We start from the raw sequence: 19,589 nt of genomic DNA, 5'->3' as shown, positions 1-19,589 counted from the left end.
GCCCTGGAGGGCCGGTCGGCGGGACTGAATCTAGCCGAACCAGCGGTCCACCGGGGCTGCTCGGCGCCGGGTCGGCGCGGCTTCTCCCCGGGCTCAGACGGCGGGCCGCAGCCCGGCGGGCAGCGGCGCGCCCGGGACCAGACCGGCCGTCGTCGCGGCCGCCGTCGCCTCGGCCAGCACGTCGGGCACCGGCCGCCCGGTGCGGGCGGCGAGCCGCTCCACCGCGTCGAACTCGGGGGTGGCCCGGACCACGCGGCCGTCGCGGTGGCCCACCTTGACGGCCACCGGCTGCTCGCCGACGGCGACGTCGACCCAGCCGCGGGGCAGCGCCGTCCGTGTCCAGTCGGCGGCGCGGACGCCCAGCGTCGAGGTCTCGGCGAAGACGAGGTCGCGCAGCGCGGGCACCCGGTGCGGGTGCGCCAGCACGGTGAGGGTGTGCGCGGGCCGGCCCTTCTTCATGAGCACCGGCACCAGCCAGGCGTCCAGGGCGCCGCCGGTCAGCAGCCGGTCCAGCACCCCGGGCCACAGCCGCGGGTCGAGGTCGTCGACGTTGGCCTCGAGGACCGTCACCCGGTCGCCGTCCGGGGCCGGGGCGGCGACCGCGGCCGTCGCGCCCAGCAGCACCCGCGTGAGGTTCGGCCGGTCGGGGAAGTCCTTGGTGCCCGCCCCGGCGCCCGCGCCGTCGACGACCATCGCCGGCAGGTCCTCGTCGCGCTCGCTGAGGGCCACCACGAGGGCCATCCCGGTGGGGGTGGCCAGCTCGCCCCGGCCGCCGGCCAGCACCCGCTTGCCGGTGGAGAGCTGAACGACGGCGGGCACCGGCACGCCGATGTCGCCGTGCGCGGTGCGGATCCGGCCCGACCCGACGGCCACCGGGCCGGCGCTGAGGGTGGCCACGTCCAGCAGCTCGAGGGCCGCGCAGACGCCGACCACGTCGGCGATCGAGTCCAGGGCGCCCACCTCGTGGAAGTGCACGTCCTCGGGGCTGGTGCCGTGCACCCGGGCCTCGGCGTCGGCGAGCCGGCCGAAGGTGGCCAGCACCCGGGCCCGCGTCCGCTCCGGCAGGTCGGCGTCGGTGACCATCGTCCGGATCTCGCTCCAGTGCCGGTGCGGCAGGTCGTCGGTGAGCACCTCGACGTCGACCTTGGTGCCCGACTGGCCGGCCCGCAGCACGCCGTGCGCGACCAGCCGGACCGCCCCGGGCACGACCGCGTCGACGGCGGCCTGGACCTGCGCCAGGTCGGCGCCGGCGTCGACGAGGGCGCCCAGCAGCATGTCGCCCGCGACGCCGGCGGAGGCGTCGACCCAGGCGTGCCGCCCGCTCACGCGGCGCTCCCGTCGGCGGACGGCTCGGCGGGCACGGGTGCGGCGATCTGGGCGGCCAGGTGGCCGGCGCCGTAGCCGTTGTCGATGTTGACCACGGCCACCCCGGGCGCGCAGGCGTTGAGCATGGTGAGCAGCGGGGCGACGCCGGCGAAGGCGGCGCCGTAGCCGACGGAGGTGGGCAGGGCGACGACGGGCGCGCTGACCAGGCCGGCGACCAGGCCGGGCAGGGCGCCGTCCATGCCCGCCGCGACGACGACGACCCGGGCGCTGCGCAGCAGCTCGAGGTGGCCGAGCACCCGGTGCAGGCCGGCGATGCCGACGTCGACGACGACCTCGGACCGCCGGCCCAGGTACCGCGCCGTGAGCAGCGCCTCGCGGGCGACGGGCAGGTCGGAGGTGCCGGCGGCCACGACGACGACCAGCCCGCCGGTGGGCGCCGGGGGCTCCGGCGGCCAGGCCAGCAGGCCGGCGTCGGGGTCGTGGACGGCGTCGGGCAGCGCGGCCAGCACGGCCGCGGCGTGCTCGGCGCCGGCCCGGGTGAACAGCGTCACCTGGGCGTGCTCGCGGGCGTCGGCGGCGATCAGCCCGACCTGCGCGGGCGTCTTGCCCGCGCAGTAGACGGCCTCGGGGTAGCCGCGACGGGCCTGCCGGTCGGTGTCGAGGGTGGCGAACTCGGCCAGCACCTGGGCGGGGGAGAGCCCTCCGGCGGCGGGCGTGCCGTCGGCGGCGGTCACCGGGTCACCAGCGGCAGGGTGAAGGCGCCGGACTGGATGCCGCCCAGGTCGAGGGCGACGAAGCGGAAGCCGGCCGCGCGGACGGCGGCCTGGACGGCGCCGCGGAGCGGGTCGACGACGGCCCGGGGCAGGTCCTCGGCCAGCAGCTCGACGCGGGCGACGTCGCCGTGGTGGCGGACGCGCAGATCGGTGAGCCCGAGGGCGCGCAGAGCGCTCTCGGCCTGGTCGACCTGCCGCAGCTTCTCCGGCGTCACCGGCTCGTGGTGCGGGATGCGGGATGCCAGGCACGGCGCGGCCGGCTTGTCGGCGACGGCGAGTCCCAGGTCGCGGGCCAGCCGGCGGACGTCGGCCTTGGTGAGCGCGAGGTCGGCCAGCGGCCGCAGGACGGCGTGGGTGGTCGCGGCGCGCGAGCCGGGGCGGTCCGGCCGGCGGGCGTCGTCGGCGTTCTCGCCGTAGGCCACGGCGTCCAGGCGGTGGGTGGCCACGACCTCGTCGTCGATCCGGCTGAACAGCTCGTCCTTGCAGAAGAAGCAGCGGTCGGGGCCGTTGGCCTGGTACTCGGGCCGCTCGCCCTCGTGGGTGGTGACCTCGACGACCCCGACGCCGATCCCGCGGGCCACCTCGTGGGCGGCCACCCGCTCGTCCACGGCCAGGCTGGGGGAGACGCCGAGCAGCGCGACCACCTGGTCGGCGCCGAGGGCGCGGACGGCGAGCGCCAGCAGCAGCGAGGAGTCGACGCCGCCGGAGAACGCGACGCCCAGCCGGGCGACGCCGGCGAGCCGGTCCTGCAGGTCGGCGAGCACGGCGTCGAGCTCGACGGGAGCGGTGTCGGTGCGGGTGGCGGTCACGGCCCCACGCTAGCCGCGGCCGGCGGGCGGTCCGCCGGGTGCCCGGGGAACGGGTCCTCAGCCCCGCGGCGGCACGATCTCGCCGGAGCCGCGGACCACGAGGGTGGCCGGCACCACGAGCGTCTCCTCGGGCCCGGTGCTGCCGCCGAGGCGGTCGAACAGCCGCTCGGCGGCCAGCGTGCCGATCCGGGCCGGGTCCTGGGCCATCACGGTGACGCCGGGCTGCAGCAGGTCGGCCAGCAGCAGGTCGTCGAAGCCGACGAGGGCCACCTCGTGCTGGCGCCCGGTGCCGTGCAGGGCCCGCAGCGCGCCGATGGTCACGAGGTTCTGCGCGGTGAAGAAGGCGGTCGGCGGCTCGGCCAGGTCGAGCAGGGCGCGGACGGCGGCCTCGGCCTCGGCCTCCGAGCGCAGGTCGTCGACGTGGTGGGCCACGACGTCGGGCCCCGCCGCGGCGACGGCGTCGGCGAACCCGGCCCGGCGCTCCCGGGCGGTGGAGATCCGCAGCTCGTCGCCGATGTGGGCGACCCGGCGGTGGCCGGCGGCCAGCAGGTGCTCGGTGGCCCTCCGCGCCGCGGCCTGGTTGTCGGTGACCACGGCGTCGGCCAGCAGCCCGACCGGGGGGCGGTCGACGAAGACCAGGGGCGTGCCCTGCTCGCGCTCGGCCTGCAGGTAGCCGTGGTCCTGGCTGATCATGGTCAGCAGCAGGCCGTCGACGCGGCGGCGGGTGAAGACGTCGACCAGCTCGCGCTCCCGCTCCGGGTCGTCCTCGGAGCTGGCGGCGAAGACGGCGGTGCCGTGCCGCAGGGCCACGGCCTCGACGGCCCGGTTGATGCTGGCGGCGAAGGGGTTGTCCACGGCGTCGAGCAGCAGGCCGAGGGTCCGCGTCTTGTGGTCACCGCGGCGCAGGGCGCCCGCGCCCTGGTGGGGTTGGAAGTTCAGCGCCACGACCGCTGAGCGCACCCGCTCGCGCATGGCGGGCGATACGTTGGCCTCGTCGTTGATCACCCGCGACACCGTCTTGATGCCGACGCCGGCGAGGGCCGCGACGTCGCGGATCGTCGCCCGGGAACGGGTGGCCCTGATCGGTGTTGACACCGGTGTCTCCTCTCGACGACGGCGAGTGTAGCGAGCAGGACACGAACGGCGCGGAAGGCTTGACGGTTTCCTGAGAACAGTCTATAAACATCCCATGACACCGTTGTCACGAGGAGACGGTGCGGCTGGGGGCCCGTCGGCCCCCGGTGACCACGTGTGACCAATGGAGGCCTCATGAAGCACCCGTCCCTGAACCCGCGGCTCCTGGCCGGCCTCGCGCTGGCCGCCGCCACCACCCTCGCCCTCACCGCCTGCGGCGGGTCCGCCGAGCCCGGTTCGACCGACGGCGGCAGCGGGGGCGGCGACGACGTCGCCGTCACCTTGATCACCAAGGACAACAACAACCCGTTCTTCGTGGCCATGCAGGAGGGCGCGAAGGAGGCCGGTGCCGCCAACGGCGTGTCGCTGACCCTCGCCGCCGGCGCCAAGGACGGCGACGAGGACGGCCAGGTCAAGGCGATCGAGGCCGCCGTCGCCCGCGGCGACAAGGGCATCCTCATCACCCCCAACGGCCCCGGCGTCAACACCGCGCTGGACAGCGCCCGCTCCGCCGGTCTCTACGTGATCGCGCTGGACACCCCGCCCGACCCCGCGGACACCGTCGACATCACCTTCGCGACCGACAACTTCAAGGCCGGTGAGCTGATCGGCCAGTGGACCGCCGGCCAGCTGGACGGCAAGACCGCCAACATCGCGCTGCTCGACCTGTTCAACGACAAGATCGTCTCCGTCGACTACAACCGCGACCAGGGATTCCTGACCGGGATGGGGATCGACGTCAAGGACAAGGCGAAGAACGGCGACGAGGACAAGTCCGGCTCCTACACCGCCGGCAAGGGCGGCAGCTACACGATCGCCTGCAACGAGCCGACCCAGGGCGCGCAGGACGAGGGCAAGTCGGCCATGGAGAGCTGCCTGGCCAAGACCAAGGACATCAACGTCGTCTACACGATCAACGAGCCCGCGGCCGTGGGCGCCTCGGAGGCCCTCAAGGACGCCGGCATCACCGACGCCCTGCTGGTCTCGGTCGACGGCGGCTGCAGCCCGGGCCTGGAGGCCGTCGCCGACGGCACGATCTCGGCGACGTCGCAGCAGTACCCGCTGAAGATGGCCCAGCTGGGCGTCGAGGCGATCAAGAAGATCGCCGACGGTGGCGAGAAGCCGGCCGTCACCCCGGGCCTGGACTTCTACGACACCGGCGTCTCGCTGGTGACCGACAAGAAGGTCGACGGCGTCGAGAGCATCAGCGTTGCCGACGGCCAGAAGGAGTGCTGGGGCAAGTGAGCCCTGCGGTCGGCCCCGTCGCTGAGGCGGGGCCGACCCCTCGGGGGCCGCAGGCCCTCTCCCGGCCGGCCCGTCCGGTCCCTACGAAGGCGAGGAAGCCCACGTGACCACCACCGTCGACACGGCAGCGCCGACCAGCGCCGCCGAGCAGTTCGCGATGCGGCGGCAGTCGCCGCTGCAGCGGCTGCAGAACCTGCTCCACTCCCACCCCTCGATCAGCCCCCTGCTGGTGCTGCTGATCTCCTGCATCGTCTTCACCCTGCTGAACCCGCGGTTCGCCCAGCCGGGCACGATCGGCATCATCCTGCAGCAGACCGCGGTCATCGCCGCCCTGGCCATCGGCCAGACGCTGGTCATCCTGACCGCGGGCATCGACCTCTCGGTCGGCGCGATCGCCATCCTCTCGACGCTCTTCTCGGCCAACCTGGCCGTCAAGAACGGCGTGCCCGGGGTGGTCGCGATCCTCATCGGCGTCGCCGTCGGCGTGCTGGCCGGCGCCGTCAACGGGATGCTCGTCACCCGGCTCCGGCTCCCACCGTTCATCGTCACGCTGGGCACCCTGAGCATCTTCACCGCGATCGCCCTGCTGTACTCCGGCGGCCAGCAGGTCGGCCGGCGCGACATGCCCGCCGCCCTCAACTGGGCCGGCACCCCGATCATCGTCGGGCCGTTCCGGATCACGGCGGGCGTCATCATCGTGGTGCTGCTCGCCGTGGTGATGGCCTTCGTGCTCAGCCAGACCTCCTGGGGCCGCCACGTCTACGCCGTCGGCAACGACGTCGACGCCGCCCGGCTGGTCGGCATCCGGGTCGACCGGGTGCTGCTGAGCGTCTACACCGTCGCCGGCCTCATCTACGGCATCACCGCCTGGGTGCAGATCGGCCGCTCCGGCACCGCGAGCGCCAACGCGATCGTGGACGCCAACCTCGACTCGATCACGGCCGTGGTGATCGGCGGCACCAGCCTCTTCGGCGGCCGCGGCGCGATCATCGGCACCATCCTCGGCGCGCTGATCGTCGGCGTGTTCCGGATCGGGCTGAGCCTCGCCGGCGTCGACGACCAGTGGCGGGTCCTCGCGACCGGCCTGCTCGTCATCGTCGCCGTCTCCATCGACCAGTGGATCCGAAAGGTGAAGTCCTGACATGAGCAGCTCGGTGGCAGACCCCAGTCCCGACGAGAAGTACCGCGGCCCGGCCGGCGAGCTCGCCGACCCCAGCCAGACGGTGCTCTCGGGCCGCAACCTGATCAAGACCTTCGGCCGGGTCATCGGCCTGGACGGCGTCGACCTCGACCTCTTCCCCGGCGAGGTGCTGGCGATCATCGGCGACAACGGCGCCGGCAAGTCGACGCTGGTCAAGGCCCTCACCGGGGCGCTGGTGCCCGACTCCGGGCAGGTGTTCCTCGACGGCCGCCAGGTCAACTTCAAGACCCCGCAGGACGCCCGCTCGGCCGGCATCGAGACGGTCTACCAGACCCTCGCCGTCGCCCCGGCGCTCGACATCTCGGCCAACATGTTCCTCGGCCGCGAGCGCCGTCGGCCCGGCGTGCTGGGCTCGGTGTTCCGGATGCTCGACAAGAAGGGCATGAAGGAGGACGCGGGCCGCTCGATGGCCAACCTCGGCATCGCCACGGTGCAGAACATGGACCAGGCGGTCGAGACGCTGTCCGGCGGCCAGCGCCAGGCCGTCGCCGTGGCCCGGGCCGCGACCTTCGCGTCCAAGTTCGTCGTCCTCGACGAGCCGACCGCCGCGCTGGGGGTGAAGGAGACCGGCCAGGTGCTCAACCTGATCCGCCAGATCAAGGAGCGCGGCCTGCCGGTGATCCTGATCAGCCACAACATGCCCAACGTGTTCGAGGTGGCCGACCGGATCCACATCGCGCGGCTGGGCGGCTGCGCCGGGGTCATCACGCCCCAGTCGCACACCCCGACCGAGGCGGTAGCGATCATGACCGGCGCCACCACCCTCCAGCGCGGCTGAGCTGGCGCGGACCCACCCCGACGGCTGCGGCCCGCACCCCTGACCGGGGTGCGGGCCGTGCCCGTCCCACCCGCAGGAGGTCGGCTGTGCACGAGCTCACCCCCGGCCTGGCGCTCTGCCGGGCCTTCTACCGCGAGGCGGTGGCCCCGGTGCTGGCGGCCGCCCACCCGGACCTGCCGCACGGCGCGGCGGTGATGGGCCGCGGCTCGGAGGTGCTCGGCTTCGACGACGCGATGTCCACCGACCACGACTGGCGCCCGCGCGTCTCGGTCTTCCTGGAGCCCGCCGCGCACGCCGCGGTGGGTGCCGCGGTCCTCGCGACGCTGCAGGAGCGGGTCCCGACGACCTACCGCGGCCTGCCGTGCGCCGTCGAGGTGGTGACCGTGCACGGCTACCTGCGGGACCTGGTGGGGCTCGACCTCGACCACCCGCTGACCGCGGCGGACTGGCTCGTCACCGCCGAGCAGCAGCTGGCCCAGGCGACCGCGGGCGCGGTCTTCCACGACGCGGTGGGCCTGGTCGCCGCGCGCGAGCGGCTGGCCCGCTACCCGCACGACATCTGGCTGTACCTGATGTCGGCGGCCTGGTGGCGGATCCACCCGGAGCAGAACCTCGTCGGCCGCACCGGCTGGGCGGGCGACGAGCTGGGCTCGGCGCTGCTGGCCGCCCGGCTGGTCACCGACATGATGAGGCTGGCCTTCCTGCAGGAGTGCCGCTACGCGCCCTACGCCAAGTGGTTCGGCACCGCCTTCGGCCGGCTCGGGGGAGCGGACGAGCTGGGGCCGCTGCTCGCCGCGGTGCTGCGGGCCGAGCGGTGGCCCGAGCGCGAGCGGGCGCTGGACGCGGCCTACGTCGTCCTGGCCCGGCGCCACGACGCGCTCGGCGTCACCCCGCCGGTGCCGACCGAGGTGGTGCGGATGTGGGACCGGCCCTTCGCCGTCACCTGGGGCGACGTGCCGGGCGCCCTGCAGGCCGCCGTCGCCGACCCCGAGGTCCGCCGGATCGCCGAGCGCTGGCCGACGGGCGGGGTCGACCAGCTGCGCGAGGTGCTGTGGCACCCGCGGTCCCGCGCGGCGCTGCTCCGCGTCCTCGACTGAGGTCGGCACCGCGACAGCGTGTGACCTCGTGAGGTGATGTCACCTCCTCAGGTCACACGCAACCGGGTCAGTGCAGGCGGGCCGGGTCGTACCCGGTGAGCGGGAAGCCGCGGATGCCGCGCCAGGCCAGCCGGCTGACCAGCGAGGTGGCCTCCTCGACGGGGATCGACATGCCGGAGGAGACCCAGTAGCGCGCGCTCACCTGGGCGTTGCCCACCAGCGAGATGGCCAGCAGCTTGGCCTGCTCGCGGGGGAGCGCGGTGTCGGACTGGATGACCTCGGCGATCAGGTCGGCGATCTCCTCGTTCACCTGCCACAGCCGCTTCTGCACCGACGCGTCGCCGGTCAGGTCGGACTCGAAGACGAACCGGAACTCCCCGCTGGTGCTGGAGACGAAGGCGTAGAAGGCGTCGATGGTGGCGACGACCCGGTCGGCGTTGTGCTCGTGGCTGGCCAGCGCCCCGCGCACCACCTCGACGAGGGAGTCGCAGCTGGCGTCCAGCAGGGCCAGGTAGAGGTCCAGCTTGGAGGGGAAGTGCTGGTACAGCACCGGCTTGGACACCCCGGCGGCCTCGGCGATGTCGTCCATCGCGGCCGCGTGGTAGCCGCGGCTGGTGAAGACCTCGTTGGCGGCCTCGAGCAGCGACGCCCGCCGCTCCTCGCGGGGCATCCTCGTCGCCCGCGTGCCGGCCTGGGAAGTCACGCCCGTCACCCTACTGGGGCCGGCGGCAGCGGAGGCCGGTCCTGCTCCAGCAGGTCCTGGGCCAGGTCCCCGTGCTCGGCCAGCCGGTCGAGCACGTCCTCGGGGGAGAAGCGGAGGTCGTCGGGGCCTGTCACCGCGCCCACCTCGTCCCAGCTGACCGGGGTGGCCACGGAGGGCTGCTCGCGGCCCCGCAGGCTGTAGGGCGCGATGGTGTTCCGCGCCGCCAGGTTCTGGTGGTGGTCGACGTAGATCTTCCCGCGGCGCTGCTCCACGGACATGCTGGCGACGAAGAAGTCGGGGTGCCGCCGGGCCATGGTCGCGTTCAGCCGCTTGGTGTAGGCCCAGGCGTCGCGGCTGCGGCAGGGCGCGACGGCGGCGTAGACCTGGATGCCCTTGCTGCCCGAGCTCTGCGGCACCGGCACCAGGCCGTCCTCGGCCAGCACGGCGGCGACCAGCAGGGCGGCCCGCGCGGTCTCGACGATGCCCATCCCGGCGCCCGGGTCGAGGTCGACGACGACCCGGTCGGCCAGCGGCTCCCCGGCCCGTGGCTCGTCGCCGGGGAGGTCGAGCACGCCGTCGTCGTCGACGGTGCCGCTGGAGATCGTCCACTGCGGGGTGTGCAGCTCCAGCGCGGCGAGGTTGGCCAGCCACACCAGGGTGGCCGGCTCGTCCACCACGACGTAGTCGATGACGCCGTCGCTGGTGCCGACCCTCTGCCGGGGCACCCACGACGGGGTGCCCGCCGGGGCGTTCTTCTCGTAGAAGGCCCCGCCCGGCGGCGGTGTGGTCCCGCCGCGCTCCTCGCGCGGCTCGTCGTAGCGGACGCCGTCGGGGTAGCGCAGCCGCGTCATCGCCCGGTCGCGGACGTGCGGCAGGATCGTCGGCGCGACCTGCAGGTAGTAGCTGACGACCTCGGCCTTGGTCCAACCGGTGGCCGGGTAGAGCACCTTGTCGAGGTTGGTCAGGCCCAGCACGCGGCCGTCGACCTCGGTGGTCACGTCGCTCGGCGGTCGGTCGGCCTGGCCCATGGCCGCAGTCTCCCACCCCCTACTGTTGCGCCGGTGAGCGTGCGGGTGCCGAATCTCCTCGGACGGCAGGCGGCGCGCGGACCGGCCTGGGCCGGCTGGCTCGAGACGCTGCCCCGGCTCGTCGCCGACGTCCTCGGCGGCTGGGGCCTGGTCGCCGACGGGCCGGTGCGGACCCGGGGGAGCGGCCTGGTGCTGCCGGTGCGCGACGACGGCCGGCCGGGCGACCTCGTCCTCGGCGGTCCCGAGCCGGACGCCGCCGCGGCCCACCTCGCCCTGCGGGCCTGGGACGGCGCCGGCGCGGTCCAGCTGCTCCGCGCCGACCCCCGTCGTCGCGTCCTGCTGCTGGAGCGCTGCGAGCCCGGGCACGACCTCGCCGACCTCGACCCCGTCGACGCCTGCGCCGTGGTCGCGGGGCTGTACCCCCGGCTGCACCGGCGGCCCGTGCCCTCGCTGGACCGGCTCTCGGAGCGCTCGGCGGGCTGGGCCGACGCGCTGGCCGCCCTGCACGGGACGACGGCGGCGCCCCGCCGCTTCGTCGACCAGGCCGTCGGGCTGGCCGCCGACTTCGCCGCCGACCCGGGCACCGACGTCGCCCTGGTGCACGGGGACCTGCACACCGGCACCGTGCTGGCGGCGTCCCGCGAGCCCTGGCTCGCCGTCGACCCGCACCCGCTGGCCGGGGAGCCGTCCTTCGAGGTGGCGCCGCTGCTGTGGACCCGTTGGGACGAGGCCGTGGCCTCGGGCGACCTGCGCGGCGCCGTCCTCGACCGGCTCTACGCCGTCGTCGACACCGCCGGGCTCGACGAGGACCGCACCCGGGCCTGGGTCACCGTCCGGGTGATGGTGGCGCTGCTGGCCGCGGTGAGCGCGCCGGTGCCCGACCGGGAGGCGGTCACCCGCTGCACCACCCTGGTCAAGGCGGTCCAGCGCTGAGCCGTCCGCCTGCCGGGACGGTCGTCCAGGCCTCGGAATAGGGGGCCCGGGCCGGAGGTTGGGGGAGAGGATCGCACGTCATCCCTGACGCCCCGAACGACCAGGAGGAACGACCGTGGCCCTGCCGCCGCTGGTGGAACCCGCCACCGAGCTGACCATCGACGAGGTGCGCCGGTACAGCCGTCACCTGATCATCCCCGACGTGGGCATGGACGGGCAGAAGCGCTTCAAGAACGCCAAGGTGCTGGTCATCGGCGCCGGCGGCCTCGGCAGCCCGGCGCTGCTCTACCTGGCCGCGGCCGGCGTGGGCACCCTGGGCATCGTCGAGTTCGACACCGTCGACGAGTCGAACCTGCAGCGCCAGATCATCCACGGCCAGTCCGACATCGGGAAGTCCAAGGCGCAGTCGGCCAAGGAGTCGATCGCCGAGACGAACCCGTACGTCGACGTGGTCGTGCACGACGTCCGGCTGGACAACGACAACGTGTTCGAGATCTTCAGCCAGTACGACCTGATCGTCGACGGCACCGACAACTTCGCGACGCGCTACCTGGTCAACGACGCCGCCGTGCTGCTGCACAAGCCGTACGTGTGGGGCTCGATCTTCCGCTTCGACGGGCAGGTCAGCGTGTTCTGGGCCGACCAGGGCCCCTGCTACCGCTGCCTCTACCCCGAGCCTCCGCCGCCCGGCATGGTGCCGAGCTGCGCCGAGGGCGGTGTCCTCGGGGTGCTCTGCGCCTCGATCGGCGCCACCCAGGTCACCGAGGCGCTGAAGCTGCTGGCCGGCATCGGCGACCCGCTGGTCGGCCGGCTGCAGATCTACGACGCCCTCGAGATGAGCTGGCAGCAGCTGAAGATCCGCAAGGACCCGAACTGCGCCGTGTGCGGGGAGAACCCGACCGTCACCGAGCTGATCGACTACGACGCCTTCTGCGGCGCGATCACCGACGAGGCCGCCGAGGCCGTCGCCGGTCACACCGTGGGCGTCCAGCAGCTCGAGGACTGGCTCAACGCCCGCGAGCAGGGCGAGAAGGACTTCGTCCTCATCGACGTCCGGGAGAAGGTCGAGCGGGACATCAACCAGATCCCCGGCTCGATCCTCATCCCCAAGGGCGACTTCCAGACCGGCGAGGCCCTCGGCCAGCTGCCGCAGGACAAGCAGGTCGTCCTCTACTGCAAGACCGGCATCCGCTCGGCGGAGGTGCTCGCCATCGTCCGCGGCGCCGGCCTCGACAACGCCGTGCACGTCGGCGGCGGCGTCAGCGCCTGGGTCAACTCCATCGACCCCTCCCAGCCCGCGTACTGAGCAGAAAGGTGGGGGACGGGCGAGCCTGACGGCGGACCCGTCCCCCGCCGCTCCTCGCGCCGCCGAACGGAGGAGGAGCCGGTGAACACGTTCTTCGTTCACCGGCGACGACGACGTCGGCGGACCAGAGCGAGGAGCGCGTCCGAGCGGAGCGAGGACAGACAACACTGCGTGCAGGAACAGAAAAGCCCCTCACGCCTCGGGAGAGGCGGAGGGGCTTTTCTGTTCCTGCAAGCAGTGCGGGTGACTCAGCTCAGATGGCGTGAACCTGGTCGGCCTGCGGGCCCTTGGGGCCCTGCGTGGTCTGGAACTCGACGCGCTGACCCTCGTCCAGGGTCCGGAAACCCGTCGACTCGATCGCGCTGTAGTGGACGAAAACGTCCGGGCCGCCGCCGTCCACGGCGATGAAGCCGTAGCCCTTCTCGGCGTTGAACCACTTGACGGTTCCCTGAGCCATGTGAATCTCCCTATGATCTGGCATTCGGAGCCGCACCTCACGACCCCGACCGCTGTCGGGCACCAGGGTGATGACTGACGCCCACGCAATAGTTCTGGGGGCGTAGCACGTACCACGACACAGACCACTTGCAACAGCAGGGAAAGACTGTCACAGAACACGCCGGGATGGGAACCCCCGGCGAGAACGCATTCAGGACGCGTCAGGTACCGCGTCGGGCGGGGATCCACCCGCCCCGAGCCGCGCCTGCGCCATGACAACGCGCGGCCCCCGCAGCGGAGTTCCCTCCGCGGCCAGCCGTCGCAGCGCCTCCGCCTCGTGACCCCGCGCGGGCGAGCCGTCCGCCCGCACGACGCGCCACCACGGGACCCCGCCGCCCCAGGTCGCCATCACCGTCCCGACCTGCCGCGGGCCGCCGCGGCCGACCGCCTCGGCCAGGTCGCCGTAGGTGGTCACCCGGCCCGCCGGCACCCGTTCGACGAGCCGCAGCACCGCCTCGACGTAGGCCTCCGGGTCGGGGGCACCCGGCTCGGGCCCGGTGGTCACCAGCCGTTGCTGCCGGGGCCGCCCTTGAACGGCCCGACGACGTTCGACGTGATCCAGCCGCCGTAGAAGCCGCCGGGCTGCGGCCCGACGAGCTCGCCGTCGACGAGGCAGCGGTCCACCATCGCGGGGTAGAGCGCGACGTGGTGCCGGAGCGCGGCGTAGCGCGGGGTCGGCTGCGGGTAGTACCAGGCGGCTCGCGGCGCCACCGTCGTGCCGCCGACGAGGTCGAGGTAGGACGCCTCGCCCTTCCACTCGCAGAAGGAGCTGCCGCGGGCCGGCACCAGCGCGCCCTCCCGGAAGGCGGTGCGCGGCAGGTAGTACGTCGGCGGGTGGGAGGTCTCCAGCACCCGCCAGCTCGTCGTGGTCTCGCAGATCTCCACCCCGCCGAGGACCACGGTCACCAGCTCGTCGCTGGCCACCAGCGCCGGCGGTCGGGGGTAGTCCCAGACGGACTCCTGGCCGGGGGCGATCGGTTCGGGGACGGGTCGGGAGGCCATGGGCTGAGCGTAGACGGGTGGTCCGCGCCGGGCCCGCGATACTGGCCCGGTGAGCGACCCCCTGCTGCAGCTGCGCCGCGGCTCCGACCGCTTCACCAGCTCCGCCCCCGGGATCGAGACCGCGCACGTCTTCTCCTTCGGCGCGCACTACGACCCCGAGCACGTGGGCCACGGCCCCCTGGTGGTGGTCAACGAGGAGTCGCTGCTGGCCGGCCGCGGGTTCGACGACCACCCGCACGCCGACGCCGAGATCCTCACCTGGGTGGCGGAGGGCTCCCTGGTGCACGCCGACTCCACCGGCCACCGGGGCGTGGTCGTGCCGGGCCTGGCCCAGCGGCTGAGCGCGGGGTCGGGGGTCGTGCACGCCGAGCGCAACGACGCCCCAGGCGCCGGTCCGGCCCGCTTCGTCCAGATGTGGCTGCGGCCCGACGAGCCGGGGCTGCCGCCCGCCTACGGGCAGGGCGCGGTCGAGCGCGACGCGCTGGCCGCCGACTGGGTGCCGGTCGCGTCGGGCGGCCGGTCCGACGCGGCCGTCGGGCTGGGGACCGCGGGCGCCACGCTGTGGGTGAGCGTGCTCACGCCCGGCACCGCCCGGCTGCTGCCCGCCGGCCCGCTGGCCCACCTGTTCGTGCTCCGCGGCGCGCTGGACCTGGAGGCCGTCGGCCCGCTCGCCGCCGGTGACTCGGTCCGGCTCACCGGCGAGGCCGCGCTCCGGGCGCGCGCCGTCACCGAGGCCGAGCTGCTGGTCTGGACGTTCGCCGCGTGAGCGCCGTCGAGACCGCCACCGAGCGGCCGCTGCTGATCCGCGTCTACGGCGCCGACCGCCCCCGGGTCACCGCCGAGCTGCTGCAGCTGCTGGGGGACGCCGGGGCCGTGCTGGAGGACATGGAGCAGCTGGTGGTCCGCGAGCGGCTGACCCTCGACGTCCTCGTCCGGCTGGCCGGGGCCGACGACAGCCTGCTCCGCGACATCCTCTACTGGGGCTTCACCCGCGACCTGCGGATCGAGTTCGAGCGGGTCGAGGCCCGCTCGCGCCGGGCCCAGCTGGTCCGGCACGCCGTCACCGTGCTCGGCCGCCCGCTGCCCGCCACCGCGCTGGCCGCCGTCGCCGCGGCCGTCGCCGGCACCGGCGGCAACATCGACCGGGTGGTCCGGCTGGCCACCACGCCGGTGACGGCCTACGACCTCGTCGTCATCGCCGGCGACGTCGAGGCCATGCGCCGGGCGCTCGTCGAGGTGGCGCGCGAGCACGGCATCGACGTCGCCGTCCAGGTCAACGGGCTCGAGCGGCGGGCCAAGCGGCTGGTCGTCATGGACGTCGACTCGACGCTGATCATGGACGAGGTCATCGAGCTGCTGGCCGACGAGGCCGGCCGGCTCGAGGAGGTCGCCGCGATCACCGCCCGCGCGATGGCCGGCGAGCTGGACTTCGAGGGCTCGCTGCGGGAGCGCGTCCGGCTGCTGGCCGGGCTCGACCAGGCCGCCGTCGACCGCGTGCAGGCCCGGATCCGGCTGACCCCCGGCGCCCGCACCTTCGTCCGCACGCTCAAGCGGCTCGGCTTCACCGTCGGCATCGTCAGCGGCGGCTTCACCCCCTTCACCGACCGGCTGCGGGCCGAGCTGGGCCTCGACCACTCCTACGCCAACGGCCTCGAGGTCGTCGACGGCGTGCTGACCGGCGAGGTCGAGGGCCCGGTCGTCGACCGCGCCGGCAAGGCGCGGCTGCTGGCCGAGATCGCCGCGGCCGAGGGGGTCCCGCTCTCCCAGACCGTCGCCGTCGGGGACGGCGCGAACGACCTCGACATGCTGGCCGCGGCCGGCCTGGGGATCGCCTTCAACGCCAAGCCGGTGGTGCGGGCGCAGGCCGACACGACGGTCTCGGTGCCCTACCTCGACGCCATCCTCTTCATGCTGGGCATCCGCGGGACCGACGTCGACCGGGGCGGGGAGACCGCGCCCGGCTGATCGTCGGGACGACCCGCCCCGACCCCGGCGCTCTGCCAGGATGGCGCCGTGGCGGAGGGGACCGGGCAGCCGTCGGGCGGGTGGGCGCCCCCGCCGCGGTGGTCCCCGTACCCCGTCCAGGACTGGTCGACGCTGCCGTTCGACCCGCTCGCCCCCGCCCTGGCGCCCGCGGCGGGAGGTCCGCCCGCCGTCCCCGCCCGTCGCCGGCCGTGGTGGCTGCCGCTGGTGGCCCTGCTCCTGGTCGGCACGCTGCTGAGCCTCGTGGTGCGCGCGGCCACCGCCGGCAGCGGGGCCGAGGACGCCGCCCAGCGCTTCCTGCCCCCCGACGGGCGGGCCGCCTGGCAGCAGACCGAGGCCGGCACCCCGCAGCAGCGGCGCAGCACCACCGGCGTCACCGAGTCGGCCCGGCTCGCCGGGGTGGCCGCGGTGTTCGGGCTCGACCCGGCCCTCAGCGCCCAGCTGGTCACCGAGGCCGTCGACCACCCGGGCCTGCAGCTCTGGCGGACCGTGAGCACCCCGCTCGACGGCCGGGGCCAGACCACGCAGGTCTACCGGACCGACGACGGCGTCAGCCTCCTCGGGGAGAACGGGCCCGACGGGCTGCTCCGCTTCACCCCCGGACTGCTCGAGCTGCCCGCCGACGTCGCGCCCGGCCGCCGCTGGCAGTCCGCCGGCACCACCGGGCCCGGGCGCTCCTACCGCAGCGAGCTGACGGCCGAGGCCGCCGACGGCGGGTGCCTCGCGGTGCGGGGGCGGCTGGAGCTGGGCGACGGCACCGGCACCCGCGCGCTGGACCTCGAGCGGACCTGGTGCCCCGGCCGCGGGCTGGTGGCCGACGCGGTCACGGAGGGCAGCAGCCGCACCGCCACGCTGCCCCGCGACCCGGCCCCGCCCACCCCGGCGACGACCGCCCCGCCGCTGCGCTGGACCGCGCCCGAGCGCTGGACCGCCCGCGAGGTGGCCACGGTCGCCGTCGACCCGCAGGCCGGCGCGCAGCCGGCGGTGGGCTCACCCGGCCAGCTGCCGCCGGTCCGCACGGCGTCGGGGGTGGTGGTCCGGGCCCTGGACGCCCAGCACGACCTGGTCGGCACCACCCGGACCGACGCCGGCACCTGGCGGACGGACTGGCGGGCCCACCCCGGCGGTGCCGTGCTCAGCCTGGCCGCCCTCGGCGACGTCGTCGTGGTGACGACGAGCGAGCGCGCCGTCGTCGCCTACGACGACGAGGGGGTGCCGCTGTGGCGGGTGGCGCTGCCGGAGCTGGCGCCCACCGCCGCGGTGGCGCTCGACGACCGGACCCTCGTGCTGGCCGGGCTGGACGGCGTCGTCCGCACCTTCGCGGTGGCCGACGGCCGGCCCGGCTGGACCCACGCCCTCGACGCCGACGTCACCCTCGCCCCCGCCGTCGGGGCCGGCCTGGTCGTGGTCGCCGACCGCGGCGGCACGACGACGGCGCTGGACGCCGGCTCCGGTGCCGAGCGCTGGTCGGTGCCGCTGCTCGCCACCGGGCTCGCGGTCGCCGGACCCGGCGTCGTCGTCCTGCAGGACCAGAGCGCGCACGCGCTCGACCCGGCCGACGGCCGGCACCGCTGGCTGCGGCCCTTCCGCGGCTCGGTGCAAGCCCTCGTCCCCGCCGGCGACGGGGTGCTGGTCGCGACCAGCGGCGCGAGCGTCCGGCTGGACCGGGACGGCCGGGTGAGCGCCCGGCTGGACGGCTTCCTCGACGTCACCGCGACCGCCGACCACCTCGTCGGCTGGGGTCGGTCCGAGGCCTCGCTGCTGACGCCCGACGGCGCCGTCCTGGCCCGCTGGCCGCTACCCCCCGACGCCACGCTGTTCGGCGAGCGGCCCGCCGTGGCCCTGCCCGACGGCGTGCTGCTGGCCACGGCCACCTGGACGCTGCACGGGTGGTCGGGGTGAGCGCCGGTCCGCTCGCGCCGGTGGGGGCGCCGGCGGCGGGACCGGCCCGTCGCCCTCGGCTGCGCACCTTCGCGAGCGGGGTGCTGCGCCAGACGCTGCTCGACCCGGTCCGGGAGGGCCGGCTGCGCGACCAGGGCTGGCCGGAGGGGCTGCGCGCGGTCGTGCTGGCCGGCTACGTCGTCTTCGCCGCCGGCGGCCTGCTCGTGGTGCTGTCCGGGCCGCTGCGCCGCTCGGCCGCGCTGAGCACCGCGGGCGGCAGCGGCCTCGGACTGCCCACCGCGGCCGCCTGGCCGCTGGTGGTCATGCTGTCCTTCGTCACGGCGCTCCTGCTGCTGGCCGCGGTCCGCGGGCCGTGGTGGCTGGCCGTGCTCGGCACCCTGTTCGCGCTGGTCCAGATGGGCGTCTGGTCGCTCCGGTCGCCGTCCTCCAGCGGCGGCTGGGGGACCCCGCTGCTGGGGGCGGCGGCCATGCTCGCGGTCGTCGTCCTGGTGCCGGTCCGGCGTCGGCGCCGGTCCACCTGGTGGGAGTTCCCGCTGCTGTGGGCGCTGGTCGGCGGCGCGCTCGCGGCGGGGGCGGTCGGGATGCGCCACGGCCGCACCTTCGGGTTCGACTTCGTCCCCGTCACCCTCCAGCTGACCGCCGCGACGCTCGGCTTCCTCGCCCTGCCCGCCGCCACCATCGCGGGGGCAGCCGTCGCGGAGATCACCGTGCGCGCCACCGTCGCCGCGACCCGCGGGGCCCAGCAGCTCACCCGCGCCCGGGCCGCGTTCGCCGTGCTCGGCGTGCTCGTCGGCCTGCGGCTCCTGCAGCTCGGCCACCAGCTGGCCGGTCGCGACCCCGTCAGCCAGGGCTGGAACCTGCTGCTGCCCGCGCTGCTCGTGGTGGCCGGCACCGGCGTCGCGGGCGGTCTGCTGCTGGCGACGGCCCGGCGCCGCGGCGCGGTGCCCGTGGTCGGCGACCTCGGCGACGAGCTGGGCGCGATCGGCTTCCCCGTCGCCGTCGCGCTGATCGCGGTCAACCTGCCCGTGCAGCTGCTCGCCGCCGCCGTCCCCGTGCTGGCCGCCCTCGGCCCGGGCGGCGTCGAGGACCAGACCTGGGTCAACGACCTGCCCCTGCTCGTCGAGGTGCTGGTCGACCCCGTCCGGGCGCTGGTCGGCGTCGGCCTCCTCGTGCTGGCCGTCCGCGCCGCGCGGGCCGGCCGGGCGGGGCGCGCGCTGGTGCTGGGCAGCGTCGGCGTCGTCCTGGTGGCGCTGGCCCGCAGCCTCGTCCTCGGCGACCGGGTGGCCGGCACCACCGACCCCGACGCGTTGAACCTGGTCGCCACCGTCGTCGTGCTCGCCGCGGTGGTCGTGACGTCGGTCCGGCGCCGGCTGACCCCGGTCCGGGCGCTCGGCTTCGCCGGGGTGCTCACGCTCTCGGCCCTCGTCGCCCACCGCACCCTGCTGGCCGACCCGCTCGGGGTGCTGCTGGGGTTCTCCGGCGCCGCGCTGCTGCTCGTCGGCCTCACCTGGGACCTGCTGACCGGGGCCGGCTGGGGCAACGGCAGCTCGGCCCGTTTCCCGCGGCCCACCCGGGTGCTGCTGGTGCTGACGAACTCCCTCCTCACCATGACCGTGCTGGCCTACGCCGCCCTGGTCCGCGACGGCAGCACCACCGTCTACCTCGACCCCTACGCCGAGCTCGGCGACCTGGTGCTGGGCACCGGCCTGCTCGGCGCCGCCGTCGTGGCCGTGCTCGACGCCGCCTGGCGGGGCCGCCCGGCGGTCTGACCCGGCCGGCGCTCTGACCCGGCTGCGCCGGCAGCCCCGGCCGGGACGGGGAACCGCTGAGCGGTCGCACCGCCCGGGAGACCGGGACGTCGGCCGTCAGCG

General features: G+C 75.2%; 19 protein-coding genes. 10 read left to right on the top strand and 9 right to left on the bottom strand.

Features of this window, described 5'->3' with window-relative positions:
- Positions 1 to 93: 93 nt before the first annotated feature.
- Genes larC through JOF54_RS03380 form a run of 4 tightly spaced genes read right to left on the bottom strand, consistent with a single transcriptional unit; the run spans position 94 to position 4,003 of the window.
- Positions 94 to 1,326: a nickel pincer cofactor biosynthesis protein LarC gene (gene larC, locus JOF54_RS03395; protein WP_307803794.1), complete on the bottom strand. Its 1,233-nt coding sequence runs from the start codon at positions 1,324 to 1,326 to the stop codon at positions 94 to 96.
- Entirely contained in the window at positions 1,323 to 2,060 is a 738-nt protein-coding gene (gene larB, locus JOF54_RS03390; RefSeq protein ID WP_307803793.1) for a nickel pincer cofactor biosynthesis protein LarB, read from the bottom strand. The genes larC and larB overlap by 4 nt, the downstream gene beginning before the upstream one ends.
- A complete protein-coding gene (gene larE, locus JOF54_RS03385; protein ID WP_307803792.1) occupies positions 2,057 to 2,908 on the bottom strand; it encodes an ATP-dependent sacrificial sulfur transferase LarE in 852 nt (283 codons plus the stop codon). The genes larB and larE overlap by 4 nt, the downstream gene beginning before the upstream one ends.
- A 57-nt stretch (positions 2,909 to 2,965) precedes the next feature.
- Positions 2,966 to 4,003, bottom strand: a complete 1,038-nt coding sequence (locus tag JOF54_RS03380) for a LacI family DNA-binding transcriptional regulator (RefSeq protein ID WP_210052992.1) — start codon at positions 4,001 to 4,003, stop codon at positions 2,966 to 2,968.
- A gap of 174 nt (positions 4,004 to 4,177) precedes the next feature.
- On the opposite strand from JOF54_RS03380, the gene JOF54_RS03375 reads away from it, so the two are divergent.
- From JOF54_RS03375 to JOF54_RS03360, 4 genes are all read left to right on the top strand, one after another.
- The gene (locus JOF54_RS03375; RefSeq protein ID WP_210052990.1) at positions 4,178 to 5,287 is read left to right on the top strand and encodes a substrate-binding domain-containing protein; all 1,110 of its coding nucleotides are present in this window, start codon (positions 4,178 to 4,180) and stop codon (positions 5,285 to 5,287) included.
- 103 nt (positions 5,288 to 5,390) lie between these two features.
- Positions 5,391 to 6,428, top strand: a complete 1,038-nt coding sequence (locus tag JOF54_RS03370; protein WP_210052988.1) for an ABC transporter permease — start codon at positions 5,391 to 5,393, stop codon at positions 6,426 to 6,428.
- A gap of 13 nt (positions 6,429 to 6,441) precedes the next feature.
- Complete coding sequence (locus tag JOF54_RS03365; protein WP_307803791.1) at positions 6,442 to 7,266, top strand: ATP-binding cassette domain-containing protein; 825 nt, start codon at positions 6,442 to 6,444, stop codon at positions 7,264 to 7,266.
- Positions 7,267 to 7,352: 86 nt separating this feature from the next.
- On the top strand, positions 7,353 to 8,363 hold the full coding sequence (locus JOF54_RS03360; RefSeq protein WP_210052984.1) for a DUF4037 domain-containing protein: 1,011 nt from the start codon (positions 7,353 to 7,355) through the stop codon (positions 8,361 to 8,363).
- Positions 8,364 to 8,430: 67 nt separating this feature from the next.
- Here the strand turns inward: JOF54_RS03360 and JOF54_RS03355 are convergent, their stop codons facing one another.
- The gene (locus JOF54_RS03355) at positions 8,431 to 9,066 is read right to left on the bottom strand and encodes a TetR/AcrR family transcriptional regulator (protein WP_307803790.1); all 636 of its coding nucleotides are present in this window, start codon (positions 9,064 to 9,066) and stop codon (positions 8,431 to 8,433) included.
- Between the two features lie 5 nt (positions 9,067 to 9,071).
- Entirely contained in the window at positions 9,072 to 10,094 is a 1,023-nt protein-coding gene (ligD, locus tag JOF54_RS03350) for a non-homologous end-joining DNA ligase (RefSeq protein ID WP_210052982.1), read from the bottom strand.
- Positions 10,095 to 10,127: 33 nt separating this feature from the next.
- Here ligD and JOF54_RS03345 point away from each other — a divergent pair, with 33 nt between their 5' ends.
- Positions 10,128 to 11,027, top strand: a complete 900-nt coding sequence (locus JOF54_RS03345) for an aminoglycoside phosphotransferase family protein (protein WP_210052980.1) — start codon at positions 10,128 to 10,130, stop codon at positions 11,025 to 11,027.
- 115 nt (positions 11,028 to 11,142) lie between these two features.
- Positions 11,143 to 12,333 (top strand): adenylyltransferase/sulfurtransferase MoeZ, encoded by a 1,191-nt coding sequence (moeZ, locus tag JOF54_RS03340; RefSeq protein ID WP_210052977.1) that lies wholly within the window; start codon positions 11,143 to 11,145, stop codon positions 12,331 to 12,333.
- A 253-nt stretch (positions 12,334 to 12,586) separates the two neighbouring features.
- On the opposite strand, the gene JOF54_RS03335 is transcribed toward moeZ, so the two are convergent.
- The 3 genes from JOF54_RS03335 to JOF54_RS03325 form a co-directional block, all read right to left on the bottom strand.
- Positions 12,587 to 12,790 (bottom strand): cold-shock protein, encoded by a 204-nt coding sequence (locus JOF54_RS03335; protein WP_091413209.1) that lies wholly within the window; start codon positions 12,788 to 12,790, stop codon positions 12,587 to 12,589.
- Between the two features lie 192 nt (positions 12,791 to 12,982).
- On the bottom strand, positions 12,983 to 13,336 hold the full coding sequence (locus tag JOF54_RS03330) for an MGMT family protein (protein ID WP_210052975.1): 354 nt from the start codon (positions 13,334 to 13,336) through the stop codon (positions 12,983 to 12,985).
- Positions 13,333 to 13,833, bottom strand: a complete 501-nt coding sequence (locus JOF54_RS03325) for a DUF427 domain-containing protein (RefSeq protein ID WP_210052973.1) — start codon at positions 13,831 to 13,833, stop codon at positions 13,333 to 13,335. Before JOF54_RS03325 ends, JOF54_RS03330 begins: the two co-directional genes overlap by 4 nt.
- Before the next feature lie 49 nt (positions 13,834 to 13,882).
- Here JOF54_RS03325 and JOF54_RS03320 point away from each other — a divergent pair, with 49 nt between their 5' ends.
- Genes JOF54_RS03320 through JOF54_RS03305 form a run of 4 tightly spaced genes read left to right on the top strand, consistent with a single transcriptional unit; the run spans position 13,883 to position 19,487 of the window.
- The gene (locus JOF54_RS03320) at positions 13,883 to 14,599 is read left to right on the top strand and encodes a pirin family protein (protein WP_210052971.1); all 717 of its coding nucleotides are present in this window, start codon (positions 13,883 to 13,885) and stop codon (positions 14,597 to 14,599) included.
- Positions 14,596 to 15,798, top strand: a complete 1,203-nt coding sequence (gene serB, locus JOF54_RS03315; protein WP_210052969.1) for a phosphoserine phosphatase SerB — start codon at positions 14,596 to 14,598, stop codon at positions 15,796 to 15,798. Before JOF54_RS03320 ends, serB begins: the two co-directional genes overlap by 4 nt.
- 48 nt (positions 15,799 to 15,846) lie before the next feature.
- Entirely contained in the window at positions 15,847 to 17,718 is a 1,872-nt protein-coding gene (locus JOF54_RS21735) for an outer membrane protein assembly factor BamB family protein (RefSeq protein ID WP_210052967.1), read from the top strand.
- Entirely contained in the window at positions 17,706 to 19,487 is a 1,782-nt protein-coding gene (locus JOF54_RS03305; protein ID WP_210052965.1) for a hypothetical protein, read from the top strand. Before JOF54_RS21735 ends, JOF54_RS03305 begins: the two co-directional genes overlap by 13 nt.
- Positions 19,488 to 19,589: the final 102 nt, after the last annotated feature.

This window comes from Microlunatus capsulatus (assembly GCF_017876495.1).
Taxonomy (GTDB): Bacteria; Actinomycetota; Actinomycetes; order Propionibacteriales; family Propionibacteriaceae; genus Microlunatus; species Microlunatus capsulatus.
This window is presented reverse-complemented; position numbering and strand designations above follow the sequence as displayed.

Excerpts from the sequence above, each read along its gene's own strand:
- JOF54_RS03375 (WP_210052990.1), top strand. The coding sequence starts at position 4,178 with ATGAAGCACCCGTCCCTGAACCCGCGGCTCCTGGCCGGCCTCGCGCTG.
- ligD (WP_210052982.1), bottom strand. The coding sequence starts at position 10,094 with ATGGGCCAGGCCGACCGACCGCCGAGCGACGTGACCACCGAGGTCGAC.
- JOF54_RS03335 (WP_091413209.1), bottom strand. The coding sequence starts at position 12,790 with ATGGCTCAGGGAACCGTCAAGTGGTTCAACGCCGAGAAGGGCTACGGC.
- JOF54_RS03325 (WP_210052973.1), bottom strand. The coding sequence starts at position 13,833 with ATGGCCTCCCGACCCGTCCCCGAACCGATCGCCCCCGGCCAGGAGTCC.